The sequence below is a fragment of the Mesorhizobium sp. B4-1-1 genome (genome assembly GCF_006439375.1).
GTDB lineage: Bacteria > Pseudomonadota > Alphaproteobacteria > Rhizobiales > Rhizobiaceae > Mesorhizobium.
This window is the reverse complement of the sequence record NZ_VFTH01000012.1, coordinates 110,852-136,368: the sequence shown is the minus strand read 5'-3', so window position 1 is coordinate 136,368 and position 25,517 is coordinate 110,852. Positions and strand designations below refer to the sequence as shown.

Genomic DNA, 25,517 nt, shown 5'->3' with positions numbered 1-25,517 from the left:
CTCCCGAAAAGCTGCGTGGAAACTGCTGAACCGCGCCAAGGCGGCTTCGACATCGCCGACTAGCACAAGCGGACCAACGCAGGAGGTCCGCCATGAACATCGTGCTGATCAATCCGCCGCACACGGCCATCGGCAGCCGCGTGCCCGACGATCATTTGCCGCCGCTCGGGCTGCTGGCGATCGGCGGCCCGCTGATCGATTCCGGCCATCAGGTCCGGCTGGTCGATGCCGAGTTCGGGCCGATGCCGCTCGCCGCGCTGGTCGACGATGCCCTGCGCGACGATCCGGATTTCGTCCTGATCGGCCATTCCGGCTCGACCTCGGCGCATCCGACCGCCTTGCGCATCGCCGAAATGATCAAGGCGCGCGCGCCGGGCGTCATCGTCATCTATGGCGGCGTCTTCCCGACCTATCATTGGCGCGACATCCTGGCGGCGACGGACGTCTTCGACTTCATCGTACGCGGCGAAGGCGAGGCGACCGCGACGGCCCTGGTCGAGGCCATCGAGATGCGCCAGCCGGTGGCGAGCGTCGCCGGCATCGCCTATCGCGACGACTTCGGCCTTCCCGTCGCGACCCAGGCGGCCATGACGATCGCCGATCTCGACGCCTGGCGCGTCGGCTGGGAGCTGATCGATCATCGCCGCTACTCCTATTGGGGCGGCAAGCGGGCCGTGGTCATGCAGTTCTCGCGCGGCTGCCCGCATCTGTGCAACTATTGCGGCCAGCGCGGCTTCTGGACCCGCTGGCGGCATCGCGACCCGGTCAAATTCGCCAGGGAAATAGCCTGGCTCCATCGTGAGCACGGCGTCGAACTGATCAACCTGGCGGACGAGAACCCGACCTCCTCGAAGAAAGCCTGGCGCGCCTTTCTCGATGCCATGATCGCCGAGAATGTGCCGGTGCTGATCGTCGGCTCGACCCGCGCCGACGACATCGTGCGCGATGCCGACATCCTCCACCTCTACCGCAACGCCGGAATCATCCGCTGGCTGCTCGGCATGGAGAACACCGACGAGGAGACGCTGTCGCTGATCCGCAAGGGTGGCAGCACCAAATCCGACCGCGAGGCGATCCGGCTGCTCAGGCGACACGGCATCCTGTCGATGGCGACCTGGGTCGCCGGCTTCGAGGACGAGACCTTGCGCGATCTCTGGCGCGGCTTCCGCCAGCTCATCGCTTACGATCCCGACCAGATCCAGGCGCTCTATGTCACGCCGCATCGCTGGACGCCATTCTTCCGCATCGCCAGCGACCGCAAGGTGATCCAAAAGGACGTGCGCCTCTGGGACTACAAGCACCAGGTGTTGCACATGACCCGGCTCAAACCCTGGATGCTGTTCTTCGCCGTCAAGCTGATCGAGGTCGCGGTGCAGTCGCGGCCGAAGGCGCTGGCGCGCATCCTCTTCCACCCCGATCCCGAGCAGCGCCATTCGATGCGCTGGTACACGAAGATGGGGCGTCGCGTCTGGTTCCGCGAGGTCTGGGGTTTTCTCGCTCGCGACGGCCGCGTGACCGATGGCCCGACGCTCGCCGAGTTCTGGGGCGAGCCACAGGACGCCGAGGAAGAATCGATGATCGTCAGGCGGCCGGTCCGCAGGCCGGCCTTGCCTGCTATCGAAGTGCGAGCCGAGGCGGGTGAAAAAAGATTAGCCGGCTGATTATGCGAGTTCACCGCTTCACGGAAACGGTGTACTTGTCTTCCTACGGAACGATCAGCGTGCCAGCGCCGTGCTCGGTGAAGAGCTCGAGCAGAACGGAGTGCGGTGTCTTGCCGTTGAGGATGACGACGCCTTCGACCCCGCGCTCGATCGCCTCGATGCAGGTCTCGACCTTCGGGATCATACCGCCGGAAACCGTGCCGTCCTTGATCAGCGCCCTGGCTTCGGCGACCGTCAGCTCGTCGATCAGCTTCTTGTTCTTGTCGAGCACGCCGGGCACGTCGGTGAGGAAGAGCAGGCGCGAGGCGCGGCAGGCGCCCGCGATTGCGCCCGCAAACGTGTCGGCATTGATGTTGTAGGTGTGGCCGTCGCGGCCCGGCGCGACCGGCGCGAGCACCGGGATCATTTCGGAGCGCGCCAGAAGATCGAGCAGCGTGCGGTCGACCTCGACCGGTTCGCCGACGAAGCCGAGATCGAGCACCCGCTCGATGTTGGAATCCGGGTCGACCATGGTCTTGCGCGCCTTTTCGGCGAACACCATGTTGCCGTCCTTGCCGCAGAGCCCAATCGCCCACTCGCCCTCGGCGTTGATCAGCGCCACGATCTCCTTGTTGATCGAGCCTGCCAGCACCATCTCGACGATCTCGACCGTCTTCTGGTCGGTGACGCGCAGGCCGCCCTCGAACTTGGATTCGATGCCCATCTTGCTGAGCATCGCGCCGATCTGCGGCCCGCCGCCATGCACGACGATCGGGTTGACGCCGGACTGTTTCAACAGCGCGATATCGCGGGCGAACGCCTTGCCGAGTTCATGGTCGCCCATGGCGTGGCCGCCATACTTCACCACCACGGTCTTGTTCTCGTAGCGTTGCATATATGGCAGCGCGCGCGAAAGCAGCGCGGCCTGCATTTCGGCGGTGGCGGCGATGTCCGTCATCGATTGGTTCCCGGCTTCTAGGAAAGGACGGCGGCGTCTTAGCGGGAATTGCCGCAGGCCGCAAACGGCTTTGCGGTCACAATGACGAAATCTGCTAGTTCCCCAGCACAGTGATTTTGACGGGCAGGCCGTATTTGTGTTGGCAGGCGGCATGCCTTGGAGATTGGCTGAAACGGCCCAACCTCGTCATCCACGGGCGGAGCAAGGAGCGAAGCGACGCGCGCAGACCCGAGGATCCATTCCGTGACGCATGAGCGCCGCAACGGTGCAGAATTCTGCTCTGCTGCAGTCTACGATCAAGGTCACGGCATGGATTCCAGGGTCTCCGCGACGCCGCTTCGCGGCTGCTCCGCCCTGGAATGACGAGGTCGGAAGGCTTCGGCCAATTCCCAGCGTTTGCGCTGATCTCACCGAAATGACGATGACACTCTTACCGTGATAAGTGGCGGTTTTCAAAGTCCCTGCGCAGAACCATCAGGCACCTTGAGCGGCGCCCGCCGCTTCAGCCAACCCGAAAGCTTCTCCATCTGCGCGGCGAAGGACAAAAGCGTCTCCTCGTCGCCGGGCCGGCCGGCCGCCTGGATGCCGAGCGGCAGCCCGTCCGCGGTGACATGCACCGGCAGCGCGATCGACGGCTGGCCGCTGACATTCTGGATCGCCGGCCAGTGGGTGAACCACAGGCTCTTGTCCATCAGCTGGCCGAACAGCGCCTTGACCTTGAGCAGGCGGGTGAGGTGCAATTTGTCGAGCAGGTTCTCGATGAGCTCGTCGGCGCCCTTGGGGTCCATCGAACCGCAGGCCAAAGGCGGATGCGCGATGATCGGCATCAGCACGGCGTCGAAGCGCGCGGTTTCTTCGATCAGCCGCCGCGCCGTGGCGTTGAGCCGCTGCACGCCCTCATAGACTTCGCCGGCGGACAGCATTTCGCCGAGACGTGCGAGAACGCGGGTCGCACGCTCGACCTCGCCGGTCACCGGGCGGCCGACGCGCTGCGCCTCGCCCCGCATCGTGCCGGCAACGGCAGAAGCGACCGTCTTGCAGAAATCGGAAATGAAATCGCGGCCGATGAAAGGCAGGTCGATCTCTTCCACCGTGTGGCCGCCTTCGCGCGCCAGCGCCACCCCGGTGTCGAGCGCCTGGAGCGTCTCGGCCGAGATCGGCAGGCCGAGCGGCGACTTGCGGTAGACGGCGAGGCTGAGCTTGCCCGGGTCGCGCGCCGCGGCGACCGCGAAGAAACCCTGCGGCGCGCGCGCCGCGTAAGGCGAGAGCGGATCGGCGCCGTGGGTGAGGTCGAGCAGAAGCGCCGTATCGCGCACCGAGCGGCTGACGGCGTGGTCGACGACCATGCCGTACCAGCTTTCGCTGACGAGCGGCGTCAGCGGCACGCGGCCGCGCGAGGTCTTCAAGCCGACCAGCCCGCTGCAGGCCGAGGGCACGCGGATCGAGCCGCCGCCGTCGGAAGCGTGCGCCGCCGGCACAACGCCCGCGGCGACGAGCGCCGCCGATCCGCCCGATGAGCCGCCGGTCGTGTGGCCGGTGTTCCAGGGATTGCGGGTGATGCCGAATCGGGCCGACTCCGTCATCAGCCTCAGCCCGTGCTCGGGCGAGGTGCTGGTGGCGATCGGGATCAGGCCGGCGGCCAGATAACGCTCGACCATCACCGAGCTGAAATCGGCCGTGAAGGGCGGGATGCGGCTGCCGCCGTGGATCGGCACCCCCTTGAGGCCGATGCCGAGGTCCTTGAGCGCGAACGGCACGCCGGCCAGCGGCAGCGTGCGGTCGATGGTCTTCGCCCGTGCCCGCGCTGCCTCGTAGAGCGGCGTGGCGATGGCGTTGATGTCGGGCCGTGTCGCCTCGGCGCGCGCGATCGCCGCGTCGACCAGCTCGGGCGGCGAGATTTCATTCCTGTGCACGAGGTCGGCGAGACCGGTCGCGTCCCGCTCCCAAAGCACGTGTTCAATCGACATCGCCGCCCCTCTTTTGGCGAAGACTATCTCATGAGCCTGCAAATCGGTATCGGGATTCGACAAGCCAATGGCACGACAACCCTGGGGTGGCCGCTCGCGGCGCCCGTTGCAAATAAATCGCAACCTTCTAATTTGCCTGCATGGCGCCGCAGGACATCAGCAAGCTGATCGTCCGGACTTCGATGAAGGACCGGGCGGCGTTCGATCTGCTCTACAAGCAGACCAGCGCGAAACTTTTCGGTGTCTGCCTTCGTGTATTGCGGGACAGGGGAGATGCGGAAGAAGCGCTGCAGGAGGTCTTCGTCAAAATCTGGACGAAGGCGGATCGTTTCGCGGTTTCCGATCTGAGCCCGATTTCCTGGCTGGTGGCCGTTGCGCGCAACCATGCGATTGATCGCATCCGGGCGCGGCGCAGCCCTTCCGCCAACATCGATACGGTGCTCGACGTCGCCGATCCGACGCCGGGACCCGAGGCCATGGCTGTGGCGGGCGGCGAGGCCGAACGCATCTACCATTGTCTTGACGAGCTGGAGAAAGACCGGGCGGCGGCCGTCCGGGGCGCCTATTTGAGCGGCGAAAGCTACGCCGAGCTGGCGGCGCGCTTCAAGGTTCCGCTGAACACCATGCGGACTTGGCTCCGGCGAAGCCTGCTCAAACTTAGAGAATGCCTGGAAAGATGACGCTGGCGGAAGACAACGGACCGGAACGTGGAGGCGACGACCTGCTCGCCGCCGAATACGTTCTCGGCGTCCTGGCCGCCGACGAACGCCAGATCGCGTCCCGCCGCATCGACGCCGAGACGGCGTTCGCCCGCCTGGTCGACGCCTGGGAAGCCCACTTCGCGCCGATGGCTGCCGCCTATGCCGCGGCCGAGCCGCCGGCTTCCGTCAAGGTGGCGATCGACCGCCGACTGTTCGCGTCGTCCGCGGCCACGTCCGGCGCGCCGAGTGGCAGCCTGTGGACGAGCCTGGCGTTTTGGCGCGGCCTCGCCGCGGCGGCCATCGCGGCCTTGGCCGTCTATATCGCCCAGCCTTACGTCAACCCGCCGGCGCCGCAGCCTCGGACCAGGCTGGTCGCCTCGCTCGCCGCCGACAACAGCAACGTCAAATACCTTGCCGTCTATGACGCCGCCCGCCACGAGGTCGGCCTGTCGCTGGTCTCCGGCGATCGCGGCGCCGGCAAGGATTTCGAATTGTGGATGATCGAAGGTAAGAACGCGCCGGTCTCGATGGGCGTCATCCCCGCCGGCCCGACCGCACGCATGGCGGTCACGGCGGCCGTTCAGCAGAAGCTGGCGCAAGGCGCCGTGCTCGCCGTCAGTCTCGAGCCTTCGGGCGGTTCGCCGACCGGTCAGCCGACCGGTCCGGTCGTCGCCGCGGGTGACCTGAAGGGCATCTGATCTCTGGCGACATGTTATCAAAGACTGATTAAAGTCTATCGCTTGCCCTTTGGCAATCGGCACAAGCCCGCCGTCATTACCGGTGGCGCGCGAGAAATAAATCGAACGAAGAAAAAATCTATCGACACTCGTGAAACTAACTTTTTTCACATCCGTATCTCCTCTCGTTCCCAAAGATGGGAAAAACAACCAGAGGAGACTGACACCATGCGTAAATTCGCCACCCTTTTGCTCGCCTATACGCTCGGTCTTTCGGCGCTCGGCGCCGTCGCCTATGCCGCCAATCCGATGGTCGGCGGCGCGCCGATGTATGCCAAGAAGAACATCATCGAGAACGCCGTCAATTCGAAAGACCACACCACGCTGGTCGCCGCGGTCAAGGCCGCCGGCTTGGTCGACACGCTGCAGGGCGCCGGTCCCTTCACCGTCTTCGCGCCGACCAACGAGGCCTTCGCGGCCCTGCCGCGAGGCACGGTCGACACGCTGCTCAAGCCCGAGAACAAGGACAAGCTGACCAAGGTTCTCACCTGCCATGTGATCGCTGCCAAGGCACTGGCCGCCGACGTCGCCAAGATGGCCAAGGCCGATGGCGGCGCCCACCAGGTCAAGACGGTCGGCGGTTGCGAGCTGACGCTGAAGGCCAAGGGCGGCAAGGTCACCGTGACCGACGAGAACGGCAATGTCGCCCACGTCACCATCGCCGATGTCCGCCAGTCGAACGGCGTCATCCACGTCATCGACAAGGTTCTCCTGCCGAAGATGTAACAAAGCGGACCTGGCCGGCGAAGACATGGCTGAGCGCCGGCCGCGACATCCAAGATCCGCGCCGCCGGCAAGGGTGTGCTCCGCGCCGTCCCGAAAGGGGGTGCGGAGCGGCAATTCAGGAAGGCGCCAAGCGGTTTCCGTCTGGAATTGCTCAACATGACGGATAGGGCGTCACCGGCTTTTGATTTCCGGGCGGCGCTCTATCTTGGCAAAATGCGTCAGGAGGAACGGCCATGAACCGTCGCGATTTTCTCTGGAGCGGGGCTGCCGCCACCGCTCTCATCGTCGGATCCGGGGCGATGCTGCGCGTCGGCGGACCGAAACCCGCTCTTGCCGCCGAGACCTTCGAGGTCACAAAGACCGATGTCGAGTGGCACGCCATCCTTTCGGACGAGGCCTTCGATGTGCTGCGCAAGGAGGGCACCGAATATCCCGGCACCAGCCCGCTGCTCAACGAGCATCGCAAGGGCATCTTCGCCTGCGCCGGCTGCGACCTGCCGGTCTATTCGTCGGAGACCAAATTCGATTCCGGCACCGGCTGGCCGAGCTTCTACCAGGAAATCGCCAACTCCATCGGCAAGACCGTGGACAATTCTCTCGGCATGACCCGCACCGAGGTCCACTGCCGCCGCTGCGGTGGCCATCTCGGCCATGTCTTCGACGATGGGCCGCCGCCCACCGGCCTGCGCCATTGCATCAACGGCGTGGCGCTGAGCTTCAAGCCGGCCGCCGCCTGAGCAAATCCAGTCCTGCCGAAAAGAATGACCCCGGAAATCGTCGCCGATTTCCGGGGTCACGCGTTGAGGAAGCCAGGCGGGGGTTCCGGCTCCTCAATGGCCTCCGCCGCCACCGCCGCCCTGCTGGGCCGGCTTGTTGATGAACAGCACGAAGAATCCGAGCGAGGCGAACAGCACCGTCAGCATCATGAACACGTCCATGAAGGACAAAAGCGCGGCCTGCTGCTGCACCATGCCGGACAGTTTCGAGATCGCGGCACTTGTGGCGTCGAGGCCGGCGGTCTGCTCGAAATTCTGCGTCATGTTCTGCAGCTTGGCCTGCGCCGCCTGACTGCCCCACTGCACATGCTCGGCGAGCCGCGCATAGTGGAAGGCGTTGCGGTCTATCAGCACCGTGTTGATGAGCGCGAGGCCGACGGCGCCGCCGAGGTTGCGGGTCAGGTTGAACAGGCCCGACGCATTCTTCAGCCGTTCCGGCGGCAAGGTGCCCAGCGCGATGTTGTTGATCGGCACCATGCACAGCATCATCGAGCAGCCGCGCAGGATCTGCGGGATCAACAGCTCATAGAAATCCCAGTCGGCGGTGAGATGCGTCATCCACCAAGTGCCGGTGGCGAAGCCGAGGAAGCCGATCATCATCATCAGCCTGAGATCGATCTTGTTCGACAGGATGCCGGCAACGGGCGCGGTGAAGAACATCGCCAGGCCGCTGACGAACAGCGCCTCGCCGATCATCATCGAATCGTAGCCGCGGATACGGCCGAGGAACACCGGATAGAGATAGGTGAGCCCGTAAAGGCCGATGCCGACTACGAAGGAGAATAGCGAGCCGAAAGCGAAGTTGACGTTGCTGAAGGCCCGGAGGTCGACGATCGGCTCCTCGGCGGTGAAGACGCGCCAGAAGAAGATGATGCCGCCGATGGTCATGATGACGGCGCAGGCAAACACCGCCGGCTCCTGCAGCCAATCATGGTTCGGACCTTCCTCCAGCACATATTCCATGCAGCCGAGGAAGGCGGCCATGCCGGCGAGGCCCCACCAGTCGAACTTGGAGAACAGTTTCAGGTTGGGCTTGTCGAAATCGATCAGCGCCCAGGCCGCCGTCGCCACCAGGATGCCGGGCACGACATTGATCAGGAACAGCCAGTGCCAGGACATGGCGTGGCTGATATAGCCGCCCACCGTCGGGCCGATCGTCGGCGCCAGCGTCGCCACCAGGCCGATCATCGGCGAGACGACGGCGCGCCTGGAGGGCGGGAAGATGGTGAAGGCTGCCGCGAACACGCTGGGGATCATGCCGCCGCCGATGAAGCCCTGGATGGCGCGGTAGACGATCATCTGGTCGATGTTGGTGGCGGTGGCGGCCAGCGCGCTGGCCGCGGTGAAGCCGGCGGCCGCGGTGGTGAACAGCACCCGCGTCGACAGCATGCGGCTGAGGAAGCCCGACAGCGGGATCATCACCACCTCGGCGATCAGGTAGGCGGTCTGCACCCACGGGATCTCGTCGGAGCTGGCGCTCAGGCCCGCCTGGATTTCCGACAGCGAGGCCGAGACGATCTGGATGTCGAGGATCGCCATGAACATGCCGAACACCATCGCCAGGAAGGCGACGACGCGGCGTACCGGCATATGGTCCGCGGGCAGGGCCGGCGCGGCAGCGGCCGGACGTCCCGGTGCTGATCCTGCGGTGATGGTTGCGGTTGCCATGTCATGGCCTCCCTAGGCAATTCTCGAGGACAGGCGCGTGGCGGTCCCGAATTGCGTCGAAACGGATAAAGCAGGCTGGGCGGCTCGGCGCTCGAATGGCCACCGAACCGCCCGCCGATCAGTTGGTCGTCGAGGCCGGCGCGGTGCGGCTGTCGACCGCGACGACGACGCTCAGGCCGGCGCGCAGCTTGCCGGTCTTCAAGACGTCGGCCGGCACGTCGATGCGCACGGGCACGCGCTGCACCACCTTGGTGAAGTTGCCGGTGGCGTTTTCCGGCGGCAGCAGCGAGAACACCGCGCCCGAAGCCGGCGCCAGCGAAGATACGGTGCCCTCGAAGGTCTGGCCGTCGATCGCGTCGACGGTGATGCGGACCTTCTCGCCGGGCACCATGCGGCCAAGCTGCGTCTCCTTGAAGTTGCCGACGATGTAGAGCTTGTCCATCGGCACGACGACGGCGAGCTTCTGGCCGGGGCTGACGAGGTCGCCCTGCTCGACCGAGCGGTTGCCGACGACGCCGTCATAGGGCGCCTTCAGCACGGTGAAGGACAGGTCGCGTTGGGCCTTGTCGCGTGTGAGTTGCAGCGAGGCGAGCGTCGAGGCCGATTCCGCGCGCTGCGCTTCCAGAACGCCGATATTGGCCTGCGCCGCGGCGATCTGGGCGTCGGCGCCGACAAGCGCCGCCTTGGCCTGGTCGAGCGCGGTCTGGGCGTCGTCGAGCTGGGCCTGCGTGCCGACATGGGTCTTGAGCAGCTGCGCGGCGCGCACCTGGGCGCGCGCCGCATTGTCGGCGGCGGCCTGGTCCGCGACCTTCTGCGCCTCGGCCTGCGACAGCGAGGCCTGGGCCGCCTTGGTCTGGGCGTCGATGCGGTCGAGCGTCTTGCTCAATGTGGCGATCTGCGCCTCGGCCTGGGCGACCGCGATCTTGTAGTCGCCATTGTCGATGACGAACAGCGGATCGCCGGCCTTGACCTGCTGGTTCTCGCTCACCAGCACCTTGTCGATGTAACCGGATATTTTCGGCGATACGAACGACATATCGGCCTGGACATAGGCGTCGTCGGTGGCGATCATGAACCGGCCGTCGGTCCAATAGTCGTATCCGTACCAGGAACCGGCGCCTAGGAGGGCAAGGCCGATGATCGGTAGAAGGAAAGAGCGCACCGAACGCTTCTTCTTGGCCGGCGCGTCGGCCGCGGGAGGCGCAACCGGAGTGACGGGCTGGACAGGCGCTTCCGGGGCTTCGGTCGAGGGCTGGACCTTGGCGTTGGGAAACGTGCGGACTTCGGCGGTGGCGGGCGCGTTCGAGGACATGGCGATCTCTCTGGAATGTCAGTCAGACTGAACCGTTCGGTTCGAATTCGCCGTTGACATAGCGCGGAAAGAGGACCATATCAAGAGGAAATCGAACCGAGCGGTTCGAAATATTTTCTAAGGAATGACTTCCATGGTCGAAACGACAGCCGATAGCGATCTGCTCGACTTACGCAAGGGCCGTCCGGCGGCCGGGCAGGATCCTGTAAAACGGGCCCAGATCATCGAGGGCGCCCGCCGCGTCTTCATAGACAAGGGTTTTGAAGCCGCCTCGATGAACGACATCACGCGCGAGGCAGGCGTCTCCAAAGGCACGATCTACGTCTATTTCGAGAACAAGGAAGAGCTGTTCGAGGCTCTCATCGAGGAAGAGCGCGGCACCATCTTCAAGAATATGTATGAGGTGCTCGACCACTTCGATGACCTGCGCAAGACGCTGGTGAAGTTTGGCACCGTGCTTTCCGTCAAGATCACCTCGGCCAAGGTCATCCAGGCCCAGCGCACGGTGGTCGGCGCGTCCGACAGGATACCCGAGCTCGGCGCGCGCTTCTACGAGCGCGGCCCGAAGCGCGGCCACGACAAGGTCGTGGCTTTCCTTATTGAAGCCGTCGAACGCGGCCTGCTCAAGATCGACGATGTCGACCTTGCCGCCTATCAGTTCACCGAGCTCTGTCTCGCCGGCCTGTTCCGCCAGTGCATCTTTTCCTACCGCACCAAGGCGCCGAGCCAGGTGGAGATCGAGCACATCGTGACCTCCGGTGTCGACGTCTTCCTCAAGGCCTACGCCACGGAAAAATTTTTCGCCGAGGAAAAGGCGTTGCAATCGGCCTGACTGCCCCGGGGCACGTGGATCCCAAAGCGTGCGAAGCAAGGCTGAAGGGCCTCGCCGCGTCCTTGAGGGCGCGCGCAATGGCGGCTGAACGCGACGTTGTCGAGATCGTCCACTGGCCCTCTCAAAATATCGATCGGCATCGTCCGGCAGGCAGTTTCGGAAGGACCTGTTAACCATCGCTTCCTATGTCTCGGGAGACGTTCAATCGGCGAGTCTCGAGAATGACATCCATGCGTTTTCCCCGTGCCAATCTTTCCGGCGCTTCCGCCTATGACGGCGAAGACGATCACGGCGCGGACGGGCGCCGTGGCGGGATCTCGCAGCCGCGGGCGCAACCGGGGCAGGTGGTCGCGTTGCGCGTTGCGCCGGCAGGCGAAGCGGACGCGGCTCGCGCCACTTCCGAATCGGCCGATGGCGGCGAGTTCAGCCGCCCGGCATGGCAGGACTATTTCTTCCTTGCGCCCAATGTGCGGTTCACCCGCACGCCGGACACCGATCTCTCCAGGCGCGCCCCGCAGGTGGAAGATGCCGCGCACGGCAAGGTATCCGAGCCCGTCCGGCCCGCGACGCCGGCCCCGGCGGCCACCAATCCAGTCCGCGCGATTCCCGCCATGTCCGCGGCCCGCGCCGCGGCGCCGGCACAGGCCAAACCGGTGCGCGCACCTTCTGCCGTCACGCCCGCCGCGGCGCCCTCCCAGGCTGCCGCTCCGACGCCAAAACCGCGCCCAAGCGGATTGCGCTGGTCCTATCTTTCCGATCATGCCTTTTTCGAATTCGGCATGCCCTTCCTCGCCGAGCGCCTGGCGCGGGCGCGTTTGAACGAAGCCGGTCAGGCGCCGGCCGTCTCGGCGCAACCGCCGATCAAGCCGATGCCGGCGCATCGTCCGGCGGCCCAGTCAAGCCAAGCCCATGCTCCCTTCATGAGCGAGGCGACGTCGTTTTACCGGGTCATCGAATGGCGCTCCAACACGACAGGTGCTGGCCCTGCTTCGACGCCGGCCGTCGCGTCCGTCCAGCCGACGGCTGCCGAGCCTGTGCCGGTTTCCGCCCCGTCGAGTGCAAGGACGGCCAGGCGGGCGCCTTCGCTGCCCATGGCCGGCGAGGTCGTGCCGCTGTCCGCGATGGCCGGCTACGAGCTTCCCGCCGAGGATCTGCTGCAGATGCCGCCGGAGGGCCAGGGCTTCTATATGTCGCAGGAGCGGATGGAGCAGAACGCCGACCTGCTCGAAAGCGTGCTGGAGGATTTCGGCGTCAAGGGTGAGATCATCCATGTCCGCCCCGGCCCGGTCGTCACGCTCTACGAGTTCGAGCCGGCGCCGGGCGTGAAATCCAGCCGCGTCATCGGCCTGGCCGACGACATCGCCCGCTCGATGTCGGCCATCTCGGCCCGTGTCGCCGTGGTGCCGGGCCGCAATGTCATCGGCATCGAGCTGCCCAACGAGACGCGCGAGACGGTCTATTTCCGCGAGCTGATCGGATCGGCCGGTTTCCGCAACACCTCCTGCAAGCTGGCGCTCGGCCTCGGCAAGACGATCGGCGGCGAACCGGTCATCGCCGAGCTTGCCAAGATGCCGCATCTGCTGGTGGCGGGCACCACCGGCTCCGGCAAGTCGGTCGCCATCAACACCATGATCCTGTCGCTGCTCTACCGGATGAAGCCTGAGGAATGCCGCCTCATCATGGTCGACCCCAAGATGCTGGAGCTTTCGGTCTATGACGGCATCCCGCATCTGCTTACGCCGGTCGTTACCGATCCCAAGAAGGCCGTCACGGCGCTCAAATGGGCGGTGCGCGAAATGGAGGACCGCTACCGCAAGATGGCGCGCCTCGGCGTGCGCAACATCGACGGCTACAACCAGCGCGCCGCAAGCGCCCGCGACAAGGGCGAGGTCGTGACCATGCAGGTGCAGGCAGGCTTCGAGAAAGGCACGGGCGAGCCGCTGTTCGAGGAGCGCGCGATCGACCTCGCGCCCATGCCCTACATCGTCATCATCGTCGATGAGATGGCCGATCTGATGATGGTCGCCGGCAAGGAGATCGAAGGCGCCATCCAGCGGCTGGCGCAGATGGCGCGCGCCGCCGGCATCCATTTGATCATGGCCACGCAGCGCCCGTCCGTCGACGTCATCACCGGCACGATCAAAGCCAATTTTCCGACCCGCATCTCCTTCCAGGTGACGTCGAAGATCGATAGCCGCACCATCCTCGGCGAGCAGGGCGCAGAGCAATTGCTCGGCCAGGGCGACATGCTGCACATGGCCGGCGGCGGGCGCATTTCGCGCGTGCATGGCCCGTTCGTGTCCGACCTGGAGGTCGAGCAGGTCGTGGCGCATCTCAAGGCTCAGGGACGTCCCGAATATCTCGACACCGTCACCGCCGACGAGGAGGAAGCCGAGGAAGCCGCCGACGCCGGTCCGGTCTTCGACAAAAGCGCGATCGCCGAGGAGGATGGCGACGCGCTCTATGAGGAAGCGATCAAGGTGGTCAAGCGCGACAAGAAGTGCTCGACCTCCTACATCCAGCGCCGCCTCGGTGTCGGCTACAACCGCGCCGCCTCGCTGGTCGAGCGCATGGAGAAGGAAGGGCTGGTCGGCGCCCCCAACCATGTCGGCAAGCGCGAAATCCTCACCGGCCGGCGCGACCGTGAGCCGGAGCGCGAAGGGATGGATTGACGGCTGGCGGCGACAGAGCAATTCCAGGAAAAGTGTGCAGCGTTCAGGCTCGGCGACTTCGCCGTAGCCCTCCGTCCGGAATTGCGTCAAAACAAAAGGCGGCGTCAGCCGCCGTTCGCCACCAGGGCGATGGCCGCGCGCAGCTCGTCCAGCCCGGCGGCTTTTTCCGACGAGGTGGCCAGCACTACCGGGAACGCCGCCGGCCGCTTCTTGATCTTGGCCAGCGTCTCCTCGATCAACCTCGGCACGCCGGCGGCCTTGATCTTGTCTGTCTTGGTCAGCACCACCTGATAGGATACCGCCGCCTTGTCGAGCAGGGTCAGCACTTCCTCGTCCTTGGCCTTGATGCCGTGGCGCGCGTCGATCAGCACATAGACGCGCTTCAGCGTCACGCGGCCCTGCAGATACTCGTAGATGAGTTTCGTCCACTCATCGACCTTGTCCTTCGGCGCGCTGGCATAGCCGTAGCCCGGCATGTCGACCAGCGCCATCGGCGGCAGGTCGGCGCCCTCGCCGGAAAAGCCGTCGGGCACGAAATAGTTGAGCTCCTGCGTGCGCCCCGGTGTGTTCGACGTCCGCGCCAGGCCCTTGTGCCCAACCAGCGCGTTGATCAGCGACGACTTGCCGACATTGGAGCGTCCGGCGAAAGCGATCTCCGCCGGTCCTTCCGGCGGCAGGAACTTCATCGACGGCACGCCGCGGATGAAGATCCAGCCGCGGGTGAACAGCTCCGGGCTTATCGCCGTTTCGTTCGTGCTCTTGTCGTTTGGCATTTTTTCGGGCGCGTTCAAACCGCCGCCTCCAGCCTGGAAATATCGGCGCCGCGGATGGCATCGAGGTTGCGGCTGATCTTGTCGACCGGCCAGTCCCACCATGCTGCCGTCAAAAGCCGCCGCACCGTGAATTCATCGAAGCGCATCTTCACCACCTTGGCCGCATTGCCGGCGACGATCGCATAAGGCGGCACGTCGTGCGTGACAACCGATTTCGCGGCGACGATGGCGCCGTGGCCGATCTTGACGCCCGGCATGACCACCGCGTCCATGCCGATCCACACGTCATTGCCGATGACGGTGTCGCCGCGGATCTCGTTCGACCACGTCCGCGGGTCGAAACCCTCCTCCCAGCCATGGCCGAAGATGTTGAACGGATAGGTCGAGAAGCCGGACATGGCGTGGTTGGCTCCGTTCATGATGAAGCGCGCGCCCTCGGCGATGGCGCAGAACTTGCCGATCACCAGCCGGTCGCCGATGAAGTCGTAGTGATGCAGCACGCATTTCTCGGCGAATTTGTCGGGACCTTCGGGGTCGTCGTAATAGGTGAAGTCGCCGATCTCGATATTCGGCGCGCTCACCAGCCCCTTCAGGAAGCCGACGCGCGGATGCATCGCAATCGGATGCTTGATGTTGGGGTTGGGTCCGGTCATCGCGGTCCTTTGCAGGCGTGTTTGGGCGCGGTCGACGGCACCCGCGCGCGATCAAACTAACGTGATCTGTTCCGCAGCGCCAACCGTTCAATGGTTGCCGCGGCAGATCACGATCGGGTTGGAAAGGGCGCTGTCGAAACCGCTGCCCTGGTAGACCTGGACGTTCGAGGCTCCGGGCGGCAGCGAGAAGCTGCCTTCGACGATTTTCTGCTCGCCGGTCGTCGTGTGCAGCGCCCAGCTGAAGGTGCAGAATTGCGGCGGCGCCTTGGGTTGCACGTGGCTGCAATTGAGCTGCGCGCCACCCAGCATCGCCGCTCCGCCGCAACTCACCGCGTCCTTCGCGGCGGCTGGAAAAGCATATCCCGCCAGCAGCGCCAGCATGATGATCTTGAGCCGGTTCATCGTCTTGTCCTTGCCGCAAACCGGGCCGGTCCGGCCGGGTTCTGGCCTATGCGATATTTTTACCAAGCGCCTTAGTCGGTCTTGCGCTCCGCGTCCAGCAGGATTATGTGCATGATGATAATAAGCATGCTCACGAAAGTTTGTCCGCAGACTCCGAAGCCCTCCCATGTCCACCTCGCCCAATATCAGCTTCGTGCTGCACGATGTCGCGCGCCTGCTCAGGAAGCGATTCGAGCAGCGGTCGCGCGCCTTTGGCCTGACCCGCGCGCAGTGGCAGGTGCTCGCCTATCTTTCGCGGCATGAAGGCATCCACCAGAACAAGCTGGCCGACCTCATCGAGATCATGCCGATCACGCTGGCAAGGCTGCTCGACAAGATGCAGGCGAGCGGCTTCATCGAGCGTCGGCCCGATCCGGCCGACCGCCGGGCGTGGCTTCTCTATCTGACCCCGAAGGCCCATCCGCTCATCGAAGTGATGCGCAGCAACGGCCGGAACACGCGCGAGGAGGCCTTCACCGGCCTGTCCTCGGACGCGCAGCGGCAACTGCTGCAAACCCTTTGCCTGATCAAATCCAATCTGCTCGAGGTCTGCGCCCAGCCGGCCGTCGACCGGGAGAAAGTCCATGTCTGAAGGAACCTCACCCAGAAAGCCCGACGAGGAAAATGTCGGCGAAAGAGTAAGCGACCAGGTCATCAGCCTGGACAGCCAGCGTGAACAGAGGCGCGCCAACCCGCCTGTCGTCGAGGACGACGAGCTGGAAGCGCCCGTGGCGCCGGAGCCGGTAGCCGAGGCCCCCTCGGCCCAACCGAAGCCGGCAGCCGTCACGGTGGCTCCGCCCGCTCCCGTAAAGCCGCGCCGCAGCCTGACGCGGCCGATCCTGTTTGCGCTGCTGCCCGTCGCGCTGGTGGCCGGCGGCTACTACTACGTCATTGGCGGCCAGATCATGACCACCGACAACGCCTATATCCAGGCGCAATCGCTCGGCGTCTCGACCGACGTCTCCGGCACCGTGCAGGAGATCGACGTGCACGACAACCAGGCGGTGAAGAAGGGCGATGTGCTGTTCCGGCTGCGGCCCGCCTCCTTCGAAACCGCGCTGGCGGGCGCCAAGGCGCAGCTCGGCACCGTGCGCAACCAGGTGCTGACGTTGCAGGCAAGCTACCAGCAGTCGCTCGCGTCGATCGACCAGGCGCAAGCGGACATCCCCTATTACGAGTCCGCCTTCCAGCGTCAGCAGGACCTGCTCAAGACCTCGACCGCCTCCAAGGCGACCTTCGACAGCGCCCAGCACGATCTCGTTGCGGCCCGCCAGAAAGTGACCGTCGCCAAGGCGCAGGCGCAGGCGATGCTTGCCCAGCTCGGCGGCGACGCCGGCCAGCCGGTCGAGCAGAACCCGTTCTACCTGCAGGCCCAGTCGGCGGTGGACGACGCGCAGCGCAACCTGAACGATTCCGTCGTCAAGGCGCCGTTCGACGGCATCGTCACCAATGTCGACGCGCTGCAGGTCGGCAAGTACCTGCCGGCCTCGCAGCCGGCCTTCAGCCTGGTGTCGTCGACCGACATCTGGATCGCGGCCGAGCCCAAGGAAACCGAGCTCACCTATGTGCGTCCCGGCCAGACGGCGACGATCAGCATCGACGGCTATCCGGGCCAGGTCTGGCACGGCACCGTCGGCTCGATCAGCCCCGCTTCCTCGTCCAGCTTCTCGCTGCTGCCGGCGCAGAACACCAGCGGTAACTGGGTCAAGGTCGTGCAGCGCATCCCGATGCGGGTGACGATCGACGATCCGGACGGCAAGCCGCCGCTGCGCGGCGGCATGAGCGCCGTCGTCAGCATCGACACCGGTCACGCCCGCGGCCTGCCGGATTTCATCACCAACCTCTTCAAGCAATCCGGACCAAAGTCATGACAACGGCTTCCGCGACAGGCGCGCCCGTGGTCGCCAATCGCGGCGCCATCACCGCTTGCGTGATCCTGGCGGTCATCATGCAGGCGCTGGACACCACCATCGCCAACGTCGCGCTGCCCTATATCCAGGGCAGCGTCTCGGCGAGCGCCGACCAGATCAACTGGGTGCTCACTTCCTATATCGTCGCCGCCGCGGTGATGACGCCGCCATCCGGCTATCTCGCCAACCGCTTCGGCCGCAAGCGCATCCTTTTGGTGGCGATCACCGGCTTCGTGGTGGCCTCGGTGCTGTGCGGTTTCGCCCAGTCGCTGCCGCAGATCGTCGGCTTCCGCCTGCTGCAGGGCCTGTTCGGCGCGGCGCTCGTGCCGCTGTCGCAGTCGATCCTGCTCGACATCTACAGCGTCGAGGAGCGCGGCTCGGCCATGGCGCTGTTCGGCGTCTCGGTCATGGTCGGTCCGGTGCTTGGCCCGGTCATCGGCGGCTGGCTGACCGAGAACGTCTCCTGGCGCTGGGTCTTCTACATCAACGTGCCGATCGGCGCGCTGGCCTTCGCCGGCGTCTCGATGTTCGTCCAGGAAACCAAGCTCGACCTCAAGGCCAGGCTCGACTGGCTGGGCTTCGGCATGCTCTCGATCGCCATCGCCTCGCTGCAGATGTTCCTCGACCGCGGCGAGCAGCTCAACTGGTTCTCTTCGGCCGAGATCATCGTCGAGGCCCTGGTCTGCGCCTCGGCCTTCTACATCTTCATCGTCCATACTTTCACCGCGCGCGACACCTTCGTGAACCCGCGGCTGTTCCTCGACCGCAACTTCGCCGTCGGCATGGTGTTCATCTTCATCATCGGCATCACCTATCTCGCCTCGCTGGCGCTGATGACGCCTTACCTGCAGACGCTGATGGGCTATCCGGTGGTGACGGCCGGCATCGTCATGGGGCCGCGCGGCCTCGGCACAATGGCCTGCATGTTCATCGTCGGCAGGCTGGTCGGCAAGGTCGACACACGCTGGCTGCTGTTCATCGGCCTCGCGATCACCGCCTGGGCGATGTACGACATGACCGGATGGACGCCGGACGTCTCGCAATGGACGATCATCAGCACCGGCTTCATCCAGGGCGCCGGCTTGGGCTTCCTGTTCGTGCCGCTCACCACCATCACTTTCGCCACGCTGGCGCCGGAGCGGCGCTCCGAAGGCACCGGCCTCTACAATCTGTCGCGCAACATCGGCTCCAGCGTCGGTATCTCGGTGGTCACGGCGTTGCTGACGCAGAACCAGCAGATCAACCACGCCAACATCGCCACCTATGTGACGCCGTACAATCCTGCCTTCAGCGATCCGGCTGTCTCGCAGGCGCTGAGCCCCTACACCGCCGCCGGCCGCGCCGCGCTCGATGGCCTAGTCACGCTGCAGGCGACGATCATCAGCTATGTCGACGACTTCAAGCTGATGATGATCCTGTCTTTAGCCGCCATCCCGCTGGTGCTTCTGCTGCGCAAGCCGGGCACGCCGGCCAAGATCGATCACAGCGCTGTTATGGAGTGAGGCGTCCGCCCAGCTCGGCCATCCGGCCGCCGCGACGTCGTCATCCTCGGGCTTGACCCGAGTATCCATGCCGCGACCCTTGCCGTAGGGCGCAACGGAGCAGAATTCTGTAACCGTTGCAACGCCTTAGCGTAACGGCATGGATTCCAGGGTCTGCGCGCGTCGCTTCGCTCCTTGCTCCGCCCTGGAATGACGACCGGGAAGAGGGCCACGGCCAATCGCGAAGGTTGGCGCGGGCGCTGCTGGTGCCGACGTTGGAGATTGGCCGAAACCCCGTGACGTCGTCATCCTCGGGCTTGACCCGAGGATCCATTCCGTGACCTTTGCTGCAGAGTGTGACGGTGCAGAATTCTGTAACCGTTGCAACGCCTTAGCGTAACGGCACGGATTCCAGGGTCTGCGCGCGTCGCTTCGCTCCTTGCTCCACCCTGGAATGACGACCGGGAAGAGGGACACGGCCAATCGCGAAGGTTGGCGCTGTCCCGTCGGCATCTCCAACAAAAAAACCCCGGCCAAAGCCGGGGTTTGATCTGTAACCCGTGGCGCCTTCTATTCCGCCGGCGATGGTTTCTTGCGGAACAGCGCCGCCAGATTGTCCCACAACTCGATCTTGGCGCCCTGGCGCTTCATGATGACGCCCTGCTGCAGGATCGACAGCGTGTTGTTCCAGGCCCAGTAGATGACGAGGCCGGCCGGGAACGAGCCCATCATGAAGGTGAAGATCACCGGCATCCAGGTGAAGATCGCCGCCTGCGTCGGGTCCGGCGGCGCCGGGTTCATGCGCATCTGCAGGAACATGGTGATGCCCATGACCACCGCCCAGGCGCCCATATGCGGCAGGAATGCGGGCGCCGCGAAGGGCAGCAGGCCGAACAGGTTGAAGATCGACGTCGGATCGGGCGCCGCAAGGTCGTGGATCCAGCCGAAGAACGGCGCGTGCCGCATCTCGATGGTGATGTAGAGCACCTTGTAGAGTGAGAAGAAGACCGGGATCTGCAGCGCCACCGGCCAGCAGCCGGCGAGCGGATTGATCTTCTCGGTCTTGTAGAGCTCCATCATCGCCTGCTGCTGCTTCATCTTGTCGTCCGCGTATTTCTCGCGGATCTCGACCATCTTCGGCTGCACCTTCTTCATGTTCGCCATCGAGGCGTAGGACTTGTTCGCCAGCGGGAAGAAGATGGCCTTGACGACGACGGTGGTGGCGAGGATCGCCAGCCCGAAATTGCCGAAGAATTTGTAGAGCGTGTCGATCAGCCAGAACATCGGCTTGGTGATGAAATAGAACCAGCCCCAGTCGATCAACAAATTGAACTGGCGAATGTGACGGTCAGCCTCATAAGCGTTGATCTTGGCGACTTCCTTGGCGCCGGCGAAAATCTCCGTCTCGACAGTCGCGGTCTGGCCGGCATCGACATTGATCGCATCGGTGAGGAAGTCGGATTGATAGCGGTGGCGCCCGTCCTCGAAGTAGCCATAGCGCGGCTGGAAGGGCTGCTTTTCGGTGGGTACCAGGGTGACGGCCCAGTATTTGTCGGTGATGCCGAGCCAGCCGTCTGTCGACTTGCCCGGCTTGACTTCCTTGTCCTTTTCGATGGCCGTGTATTTGTATTCCGTCAGCCCTTCGGAGCCGGTGACGCCGATCAGGCCTTCATGCAGCACATAGGTGCTGGCGACGGCCGGCTTGTCGTAGCGCGTGACGCGGCCGTAGTTGAACAGGCTGACGGCTGCGCTTCCCGAATTCTGCACCGTGTCGGAAACGGTGAACATGTAGTCGTTGTCGACCGAGATGGTGCGCTTGAAGGTCAGGCCCTTGTCGTTGGTGTAGGTGAGCGTCACCGGCGTCGACGGGGTCAGCGTCGGATTGCCTTCGACGCTCCACACCGTGTCCGAACTCGGCACCGCGCCGGTCTTGTCGCTGCCGACGAAACCGATCTCGGCGAAATAGCCGGTAGGCAGCGCCTGCGGGTTGAGAAGCTGGATCTCGGGCGAGTTCTTGTCGACCGTCTCGGTATAGTGCTTGAGCCTAAGGTCGTCGAGGCGTGCGCCGGTCAGGTTGATCGAACCCTCGAGGCTGGGCGTGTCGATCTTGACGCGCTTGGTCGCGGCAACAGCCTGGTCGCGGCTGGCCGCCGTCACCGTATCGCCGCCGGGCGCGTTGGGGATCGCGCCGGCGGTGGGAGCCGGCGTTCCGGCCGCGCCGGAGTTGGCGCCGCCGCCCGCTTCCTTCTTCTGCGCCTCGACGCGCTGCTGCTCGATGCGGGCTTGCTCGCGCTGCTGCTCCATCTTCGGGTTCATGTAGAACACCTGCCAGAGGGTCAGGATCAGCACCGACAGCGCGATGGTGATGAAGAAATTACGATTGTTTTCCATCGAAAGCCCTTGGCCTATCGTGTTCCGCGCAGCCGGCGGGAAAGCTCGGCCTTCAACTGGCCGAACGGGGTGGCAAGCACGTCTTCACGCCCGACGATGACATAATCATTGCCGGGCGCCATGTCATCGGCGGCATGGACGCGCACGGCTTCCCTCAGCCGCCGCCGGACGCGGTTGCGCACCACGGCGTTGCCGACCTTCTTGGTGACGGTGTAGCCGACGCGCGGCGCGAGGTCATCGCCGCGGTCGAGAACTTCAACGAGAAAAAGCCGCCCGCGGCGTTTCTCGCCGCCGCGCACAGCCAGGAATTCCGCGCGTTTCAGAAGCCGCCCGGGGGTCCCCTTTGGCTTGCCGGTTGCGGGCAACGATCTCGTCTTTCGTTCAGGCGCTGAGCCGCTTGCGGCCGCGATTGCGGCGGGCAGCAACGACGCCACGGCCACCCTTGGTGGCCATGCGGGCACGGAAACCATGCCGGCGCTTACGGACGAGCTTGGACGGTTGGTAGGTACGCTTCATTTGTTTTAATACCGCGGGGTGCGGCCCTTCTTGATTCTGTCACTCTGTAACAGGAGCTTTGCCGGGCCGGCTTAGGCGCGATCGAAACCGCGCCGGGACGAATGGCCCGAGCGTGAGCGGGCTTATAGGAAGAAGGTTTTGGGAAGTCAATCCGGGGTGCCCCCGAGAGCATTTTTGCTGGACCAAGGTTGAAATTGGCAAAAAAGCCGCAAATCGCATAAACTTGGCCGATCAAGCCTTTGTGAATGCGCGTCGATGACGAGTGAAACTCTGCCCACGAACGAGAAGGCAAGGCCGGCGGCGAATTCGACGCGCCGGGTGCCGCTGTCGCGCGGCCTGTCGACCAAGCTCCTCTTCCTCACCATCGCCTTCGTGCTTTTGGCTGAAATCCTGATCTTCCTGCCCTGGATCGCCAGCTACCGGGTCAATTGGCTGAAGGAGCGGTTGAGCACCGCCGCCGCCGTGTCGATCGTGCTCTTGCAGGGCGAGCCGAACGCGCTGTCGCATAACGCCCAGAACGACGTGCTGATGGCGATCGGCGCCAAGGCGATCGCGGTGCGCGACGGCGGCGTCTCGCGGCTGCTCGTCGTTTCCGACATGCCGCCCCAGGTCGACGAGCATATCGACATCGCCGATGTCGGCCTGGTCAACGGCATGACCGGCGCGCTCGACACGCTGTTCTTCGGCGGCAAGCGCATGCTGCGGGTCTTCGGCCCCGTCGGCGACAGCGATAAGGAATTCGAGCTGATCATGCCGGACTACAGGCTGCGCGACGCCATGCTTCGATATTCGCGCAACGTCGCCGTCGTCTCGCTGCTGATTTCGCTGTTCACCGCCATGCTGGTCTATGCGGCGATCGACCTGATCATGATCGGGCCGATCCGCACCATGACACGCTCGATCCTGGCCTTCTCCGAGGCGCCCGACGATCCCGGCCGCGTCATCCGCCCCGCCGACCGCGCCGACGAGATCGGCGTGGCCGAGCGCGAGCTGTCGCAGATGCAGGACCGGCTGCAGAAGATGCTGTCGGAGCAGAAGCATCTCGCCGATCTCGGCCTGGCCGTCTCCAAGATCAACCACGACATGCGCAACATCCTGGCGTCGGCGCAACTGATGTCGGACCGCCTGCGCCTGGTGAAGGACCCGACCGTGCAGGCCTTCGCGCCGAAGCTTCTGCGCGCCCTCGACCGCGCCGTCTCCTATTCCGAAGGCGTGCTTCACTACGGCCGCACGCAGGAACCGGCGCCGTCGCGCCGGCGGCTCAGGCTGCGCCAGCTGGTCGACGACGTGCACGGCCTGCTCGACATCGAAGAGGGCATCGAATTCATCAACGGCGTCGAGCTCGCCTTCGAGGTCGACGCCGATTCCGACCATCTCTTCCGCGTGCTCACCAATCTCTGCCGCAACTCCATTCAGGCGATGGCCGCCGACACCGAAAGCGCGGTGGTGCGCCGGCTGGCGGTCGCGGCCGAGCGCCATGGCAGCGTCAGCCGCATCACCGTCACCGACACCGGCCCCGGCCTGCCGCCCAAGGCGCGCGAGAACCTGTTCGCCGCCTTCCGCGGCTCGGCCCGCAGCGGCGGCACCGGCCTCGGCCTGGCGATCGCGCATGAGCTGACCCGCGCCCATGGCGGCACCGTCGAGCTCGTCGAATCGATCGGCGGCCGCACCGTCTTCGCCGTCACCATCCCCGACCAGCCTGTCCGGCTCGACCAGGCGCGCAACGGCCTGCGCCGTCCGGCTTGAGGTTGCCACCTCCGGCTGAGCCGCCTGTCGGCGGCGGCGGGCCTCGATCAAAGCCGGCAAAACCGCCTGCGACAAAACTTTTGCCGGATCGACTTGCTTTTCGCGAATTCAGTCGTTAGGGAACACTCCACATCGCGGCCGGCCGTCTCGACCGGATCGCGGGGCCTGTGTCATGCACGGCCTGTTGCGCGCCCGTAGCTCAGCTGGATAGAGCACCAGACTACGAATCTGGGGGTCAGGAGTTCGAATCTCTTCGGGCGCGCCAAACTACGCTCCGGCCGTTAGGCAGAAGTCTCGGTCGCGAAGTCGCGATAGGAGTGCAACTGGCAGCCCGGACCTTGACCAAGCGCTCGCGGCCCAGGACATCCGACCAGATCGCGGCCGCGTGGCGCCTGCTAAGCGCTCGGGTATAGGCATTCCTCGATTATCTGAAACGGGCCTTCCCAAGGGGACGCCTGATAAGTTGGCGGCCTATATCGGCGAATGAACAGGAAAGCAGCGATCGACGCGCCGTCGAAGGCGCTCACGCGCTTCGAAAAAACAATTGCGAAACAAAATCGGCCGACCTAGCTTATAACCGATTGCATAACGCAATCAGATTGCGGGAATGCCATTTGAGGAACAGGCAATGGCCAAGCTCGTGTTCGGAATGAACCAGTCGCTGGATGGCTACGTCGATCACATGGAGTTCGCGCCAAGTCCCACGCTCTTTCGCCATTTCATCGAGGAGGCGCGCGGACAGGCCGGCAGCGTCTACGGTCGCCGCATGTATGAGATCATGCGTTACTGGGACGACGATCATCCCGAATGGGATGCGGACCAACGGGCCTTCGCGACGGCATGGCGGAGCCAGCCGAAATGGGTCGTCTCGCGTTCGCAGAAGTCTGTCGGCCCCAATGCCAGGCTTGTCGAGGACGATCTTGAGGGCGCGATCCGAAAGCTGAAGGCCGAGCGCGACGGCGAAATCGAAGTCGCTGGTCCGGATCTGGCGCGAAGCCTGACCGAGCTTGGCTTGATCGACGAGTATCGCATCTACCTGCACCCCGTCGTGCTTGGTCACGGCAAGCCATATTTCGCCGGACCCCGGCCGCGGCTCCGCCTCGTGGCTCATGATCGGATCGACGAGGATGTGATCAGGCTGACCTACGGCCCTGCCTGATCGCGATCGAGACAGAAAACCCTTGCACCGCGCCCATCGTCGGCTGGGTAGCCTCTTCCATCAACCAGTGGCCGGAATCGGGGATGACGACTTCGGCCACATTGGTGGCGGCGTTGCGCATGACGGTCGCCTCCAACTCCGAGAAGCAGCGGCTCACCAACGTCAGACCGGCTTCGCCAGCCGGCACGGCGATCTCGACGCAGGTTCCGGCTTCCTGACCGAACTCACGGTGAAAAGACAGCATGGCAGCGTGGTGTAGGTCGCCATCGCGATTGAGCCATAAGCCATTGTTGAGGCACTTCGTCGGCTCGCTCTCGCCGATATCGACCCGAGGGCGGAACTGTACGCGAGGACTACATTGCGCTGTAGCAGGGTCTCGTGCGGTGGTCTTCTTTCGAAAATGCCTAATTGGAAGATGCGCCATGAACGAGTTAGCGGAGCGGACAGAGCGTCCACAG

The 25,517-nt window shown here is 64.7% G+C and carries 23 protein-coding genes and 1 tRNA gene; 13 read left to right on the top strand and 11 right to left on the bottom strand.

Annotated elements, in window-relative coordinates; genetic code table 11:
- The first annotated feature begins 92 nt into the window (after window positions 1–92).
- Complete coding sequence (gene bchE, locus FJW10_RS18235; protein ID WP_140901131.1) at window positions 93–1,661, top strand: magnesium-protoporphyrin IX monomethyl ester anaerobic oxidative cyclase; 1,569 nt, start codon at window positions 93–95, stop codon at window positions 1,659–1,661.
- Window positions 1,662–1,704: 43 nt separating this feature from the next.
- On the opposite strand, the gene argB is transcribed toward bchE, so the two are convergent.
- Window positions 1,705–2,598 carry an acetylglutamate kinase gene (argB, locus tag FJW10_RS18230; protein ID WP_140641918.1) on the bottom strand — a complete coding sequence of 298 codons (894 nt, stop codon included), beginning with the start codon at window positions 2,596–2,598 and terminating at the stop codon, window positions 1,705–1,707.
- A gap of 452 nt (window positions 2,599–3,050) precedes the next feature.
- On the bottom strand, window positions 3,051–4,565 hold the full coding sequence (locus FJW10_RS18225) for an amidase (RefSeq protein ID WP_140901130.1): 1,515 nt from the start codon (window positions 4,563–4,565) through the stop codon (window positions 3,051–3,053).
- A 140-nt stretch (window positions 4,566–4,705) separates the two neighbouring features.
- On the opposite strand from FJW10_RS18225, the gene FJW10_RS18220 reads away from it, so the two are divergent.
- The 4 genes from FJW10_RS18220 to msrB all read left to right on the top strand — a co-directional run bounded on the left by FJW10_RS18220 (window position 4,706) and on the right by msrB (window position 7,466).
- Window positions 4,706–5,245: a sigma-70 family RNA polymerase sigma factor gene (locus FJW10_RS18220; RefSeq protein WP_140901129.1), complete on the top strand. Its 540-nt coding sequence runs from the start codon at window positions 4,706–4,708 to the stop codon at window positions 5,243–5,245.
- Window positions 5,242–5,964 carry an anti-sigma factor gene (locus tag FJW10_RS18215; RefSeq protein ID WP_140901128.1) on the top strand — a complete coding sequence of 241 codons (723 nt, stop codon included), beginning with the start codon at window positions 5,242–5,244 and terminating at the stop codon, window positions 5,962–5,964. Before FJW10_RS18220 ends, FJW10_RS18215 begins: the two co-directional genes overlap by 4 nt.
- 207 nt (window positions 5,965–6,171) lie before the next feature.
- Window positions 6,172–6,729 (top strand): fasciclin domain-containing protein, encoded by a 558-nt coding sequence (locus FJW10_RS18210; protein WP_140901127.1) that lies wholly within the window; start codon window positions 6,172–6,174, stop codon window positions 6,727–6,729.
- A gap of 233 nt (window positions 6,730–6,962) precedes the next feature.
- Entirely contained in the window at window positions 6,963–7,466 is a 504-nt protein-coding gene (msrB, locus tag FJW10_RS18205; RefSeq protein ID WP_140901126.1) for a peptide-methionine (R)-S-oxide reductase MsrB, read from the top strand.
- Window positions 7,467–7,559: 93 nt separating this feature from the next.
- Here the strand turns inward: msrB and FJW10_RS18200 are convergent, their stop codons facing one another.
- Complete coding sequence (locus tag FJW10_RS18200) at window positions 7,560–9,173, bottom strand: DHA2 family efflux MFS transporter permease subunit (RefSeq protein WP_140901125.1); 1,614 nt, start codon at window positions 9,171–9,173, stop codon at window positions 7,560–7,562.
- 118 nt (window positions 9,174–9,291) lie between these two features.
- Window positions 9,292–10,485, bottom strand: a complete 1,194-nt coding sequence (locus FJW10_RS18195; protein ID WP_140834480.1) for an HlyD family secretion protein — start codon at window positions 10,483–10,485, stop codon at window positions 9,292–9,294.
- A 133-nt stretch (window positions 10,486–10,618) separates the two neighbouring features.
- Here FJW10_RS18195 and FJW10_RS18190 point away from each other — a divergent pair, with 133 nt between their 5' ends.
- Window positions 10,619–11,317 carry a TetR/AcrR family transcriptional regulator gene (locus tag FJW10_RS18190; RefSeq protein WP_140901124.1) on the top strand — a complete coding sequence of 233 codons (699 nt, stop codon included), beginning with the start codon at window positions 10,619–10,621 and terminating at the stop codon, window positions 11,315–11,317.
- A gap of 221 nt (window positions 11,318–11,538) precedes the next feature.
- Window positions 11,539–13,989, top strand: a complete 2,451-nt coding sequence (locus tag FJW10_RS18185) for a DNA translocase FtsK (RefSeq protein ID WP_140901123.1) — start codon at window positions 11,539–11,541, stop codon at window positions 13,987–13,989.
- 104 nt (window positions 13,990–14,093) lie between these two features.
- Here FJW10_RS18185 and yihA read toward each other — a convergent pair whose 3' ends face one another.
- The 3 genes from yihA to FJW10_RS18170 form a co-directional block, all read right to left on the bottom strand.
- Entirely contained in the window at window positions 14,094–14,762 is a 669-nt protein-coding gene (gene yihA, locus FJW10_RS18180; RefSeq protein ID WP_140901122.1) for a ribosome biogenesis GTP-binding protein YihA/YsxC, read from the bottom strand.
- A 14-nt stretch (window positions 14,763–14,776) separates the two neighbouring features.
- Entirely contained in the window at window positions 14,777–15,415 is a 639-nt protein-coding gene (locus FJW10_RS18175) for a CatB-related O-acetyltransferase (RefSeq protein ID WP_140901121.1), read from the bottom strand.
- A gap of 87 nt (window positions 15,416–15,502) precedes the next feature.
- Window positions 15,503–15,817, bottom strand: a complete 315-nt coding sequence (locus FJW10_RS18170) for a hypothetical protein (protein WP_140708575.1) — start codon at window positions 15,815–15,817, stop codon at window positions 15,503–15,505.
- Window positions 15,818–15,983: 166 nt separating this feature from the next.
- Between FJW10_RS18170 and FJW10_RS18165 the strand changes: the two genes are divergently transcribed.
- The 3 genes from FJW10_RS18165 to FJW10_RS18155 are packed head-to-tail and all read left to right on the top strand — an operon-like array spanning window position 15,984 to window position 19,268.
- Entirely contained in the window at window positions 15,984–16,448 is a 465-nt protein-coding gene (locus FJW10_RS18165; protein WP_140901120.1) for a MarR family transcriptional regulator, read from the top strand.
- On the top strand, window positions 16,441–17,727 hold the full coding sequence (locus FJW10_RS18160; protein WP_140901119.1) for an HlyD family secretion protein: 1,287 nt from the start codon (window positions 16,441–16,443) through the stop codon (window positions 17,725–17,727). Before FJW10_RS18165 ends, FJW10_RS18160 begins: the two co-directional genes overlap by 8 nt.
- Window positions 17,724–19,268, top strand: coding sequence for a DHA2 family efflux MFS transporter permease subunit (locus FJW10_RS18155; RefSeq protein WP_140901118.1), 1,545 nt, complete (start codon window positions 17,724–17,726; stop codon window positions 19,266–19,268). Before FJW10_RS18160 ends, FJW10_RS18155 begins: the two co-directional genes overlap by 4 nt.
- A 549-nt stretch (window positions 19,269–19,817) precedes the next feature.
- Here FJW10_RS18155 and yidC read toward each other — a convergent pair.
- From yidC to rpmH, 3 genes are read right to left on the bottom strand one after another with little or no spacing between them, the layout of a single operon-like run.
- Entirely contained in the window at window positions 19,818–21,638 is a 1,821-nt protein-coding gene (gene yidC / locus FJW10_RS18150) for a membrane protein insertase YidC (RefSeq protein ID WP_140834462.1), read from the bottom strand.
- A 14-nt stretch (window positions 21,639–21,652) separates the two neighbouring features.
- Window positions 21,653–22,003: a ribonuclease P protein component gene (gene rnpA, locus FJW10_RS18145; RefSeq protein WP_140834461.1), complete on the bottom strand. Its 351-nt coding sequence runs from the start codon at window positions 22,001–22,003 to the stop codon at window positions 21,653–21,655.
- Window positions 22,004–22,019: 16 nt separating this feature from the next.
- On the bottom strand, window positions 22,020–22,154 hold the full coding sequence (gene rpmH / locus FJW10_RS18140; RefSeq protein WP_008833937.1) for a 50S ribosomal protein L34: 135 nt from the start codon (window positions 22,152–22,154) through the stop codon (window positions 22,020–22,022).
- Window positions 22,155–22,409: 255 nt separating this feature from the next.
- Between rpmH and FJW10_RS18135 the strand changes: the two genes are divergently transcribed.
- The 3 genes from FJW10_RS18135 (at window position 22,410) to FJW10_RS18125 (ending at window position 25,059) form a co-directional block, all read left to right on the top strand.
- Window positions 22,410–23,900, top strand: a complete 1,491-nt coding sequence (locus FJW10_RS18135) for a HAMP domain-containing sensor histidine kinase (RefSeq protein WP_140834459.1) — start codon at window positions 22,410–22,412, stop codon at window positions 23,898–23,900.
- A 188-nt stretch (window positions 23,901–24,088) separates the two neighbouring features.
- Window positions 24,089–24,165 (top strand) — tRNA-Arg (locus FJW10_RS18130).
- A 363-nt stretch (window positions 24,166–24,528) separates the two neighbouring features.
- The gene (locus FJW10_RS18125; RefSeq protein WP_140901117.1) at window positions 24,529–25,059 is read left to right on the top strand and encodes a dihydrofolate reductase family protein; all 531 of its coding nucleotides are present in this window, start codon (window positions 24,529–24,531) and stop codon (window positions 25,057–25,059) included.
- Here FJW10_RS18125 and FJW10_RS18120 read toward each other — a convergent pair.
- Window positions 25,034–25,303, bottom strand: coding sequence for a hypothetical protein (locus tag FJW10_RS18120; protein ID WP_140901116.1), 270 nt, complete (start codon window positions 25,301–25,303; stop codon window positions 25,034–25,036). The genes FJW10_RS18125 and FJW10_RS18120 overlap by 26 nt on opposite strands.
- Window positions 25,304–25,517: the final 214 nt, after the last annotated feature.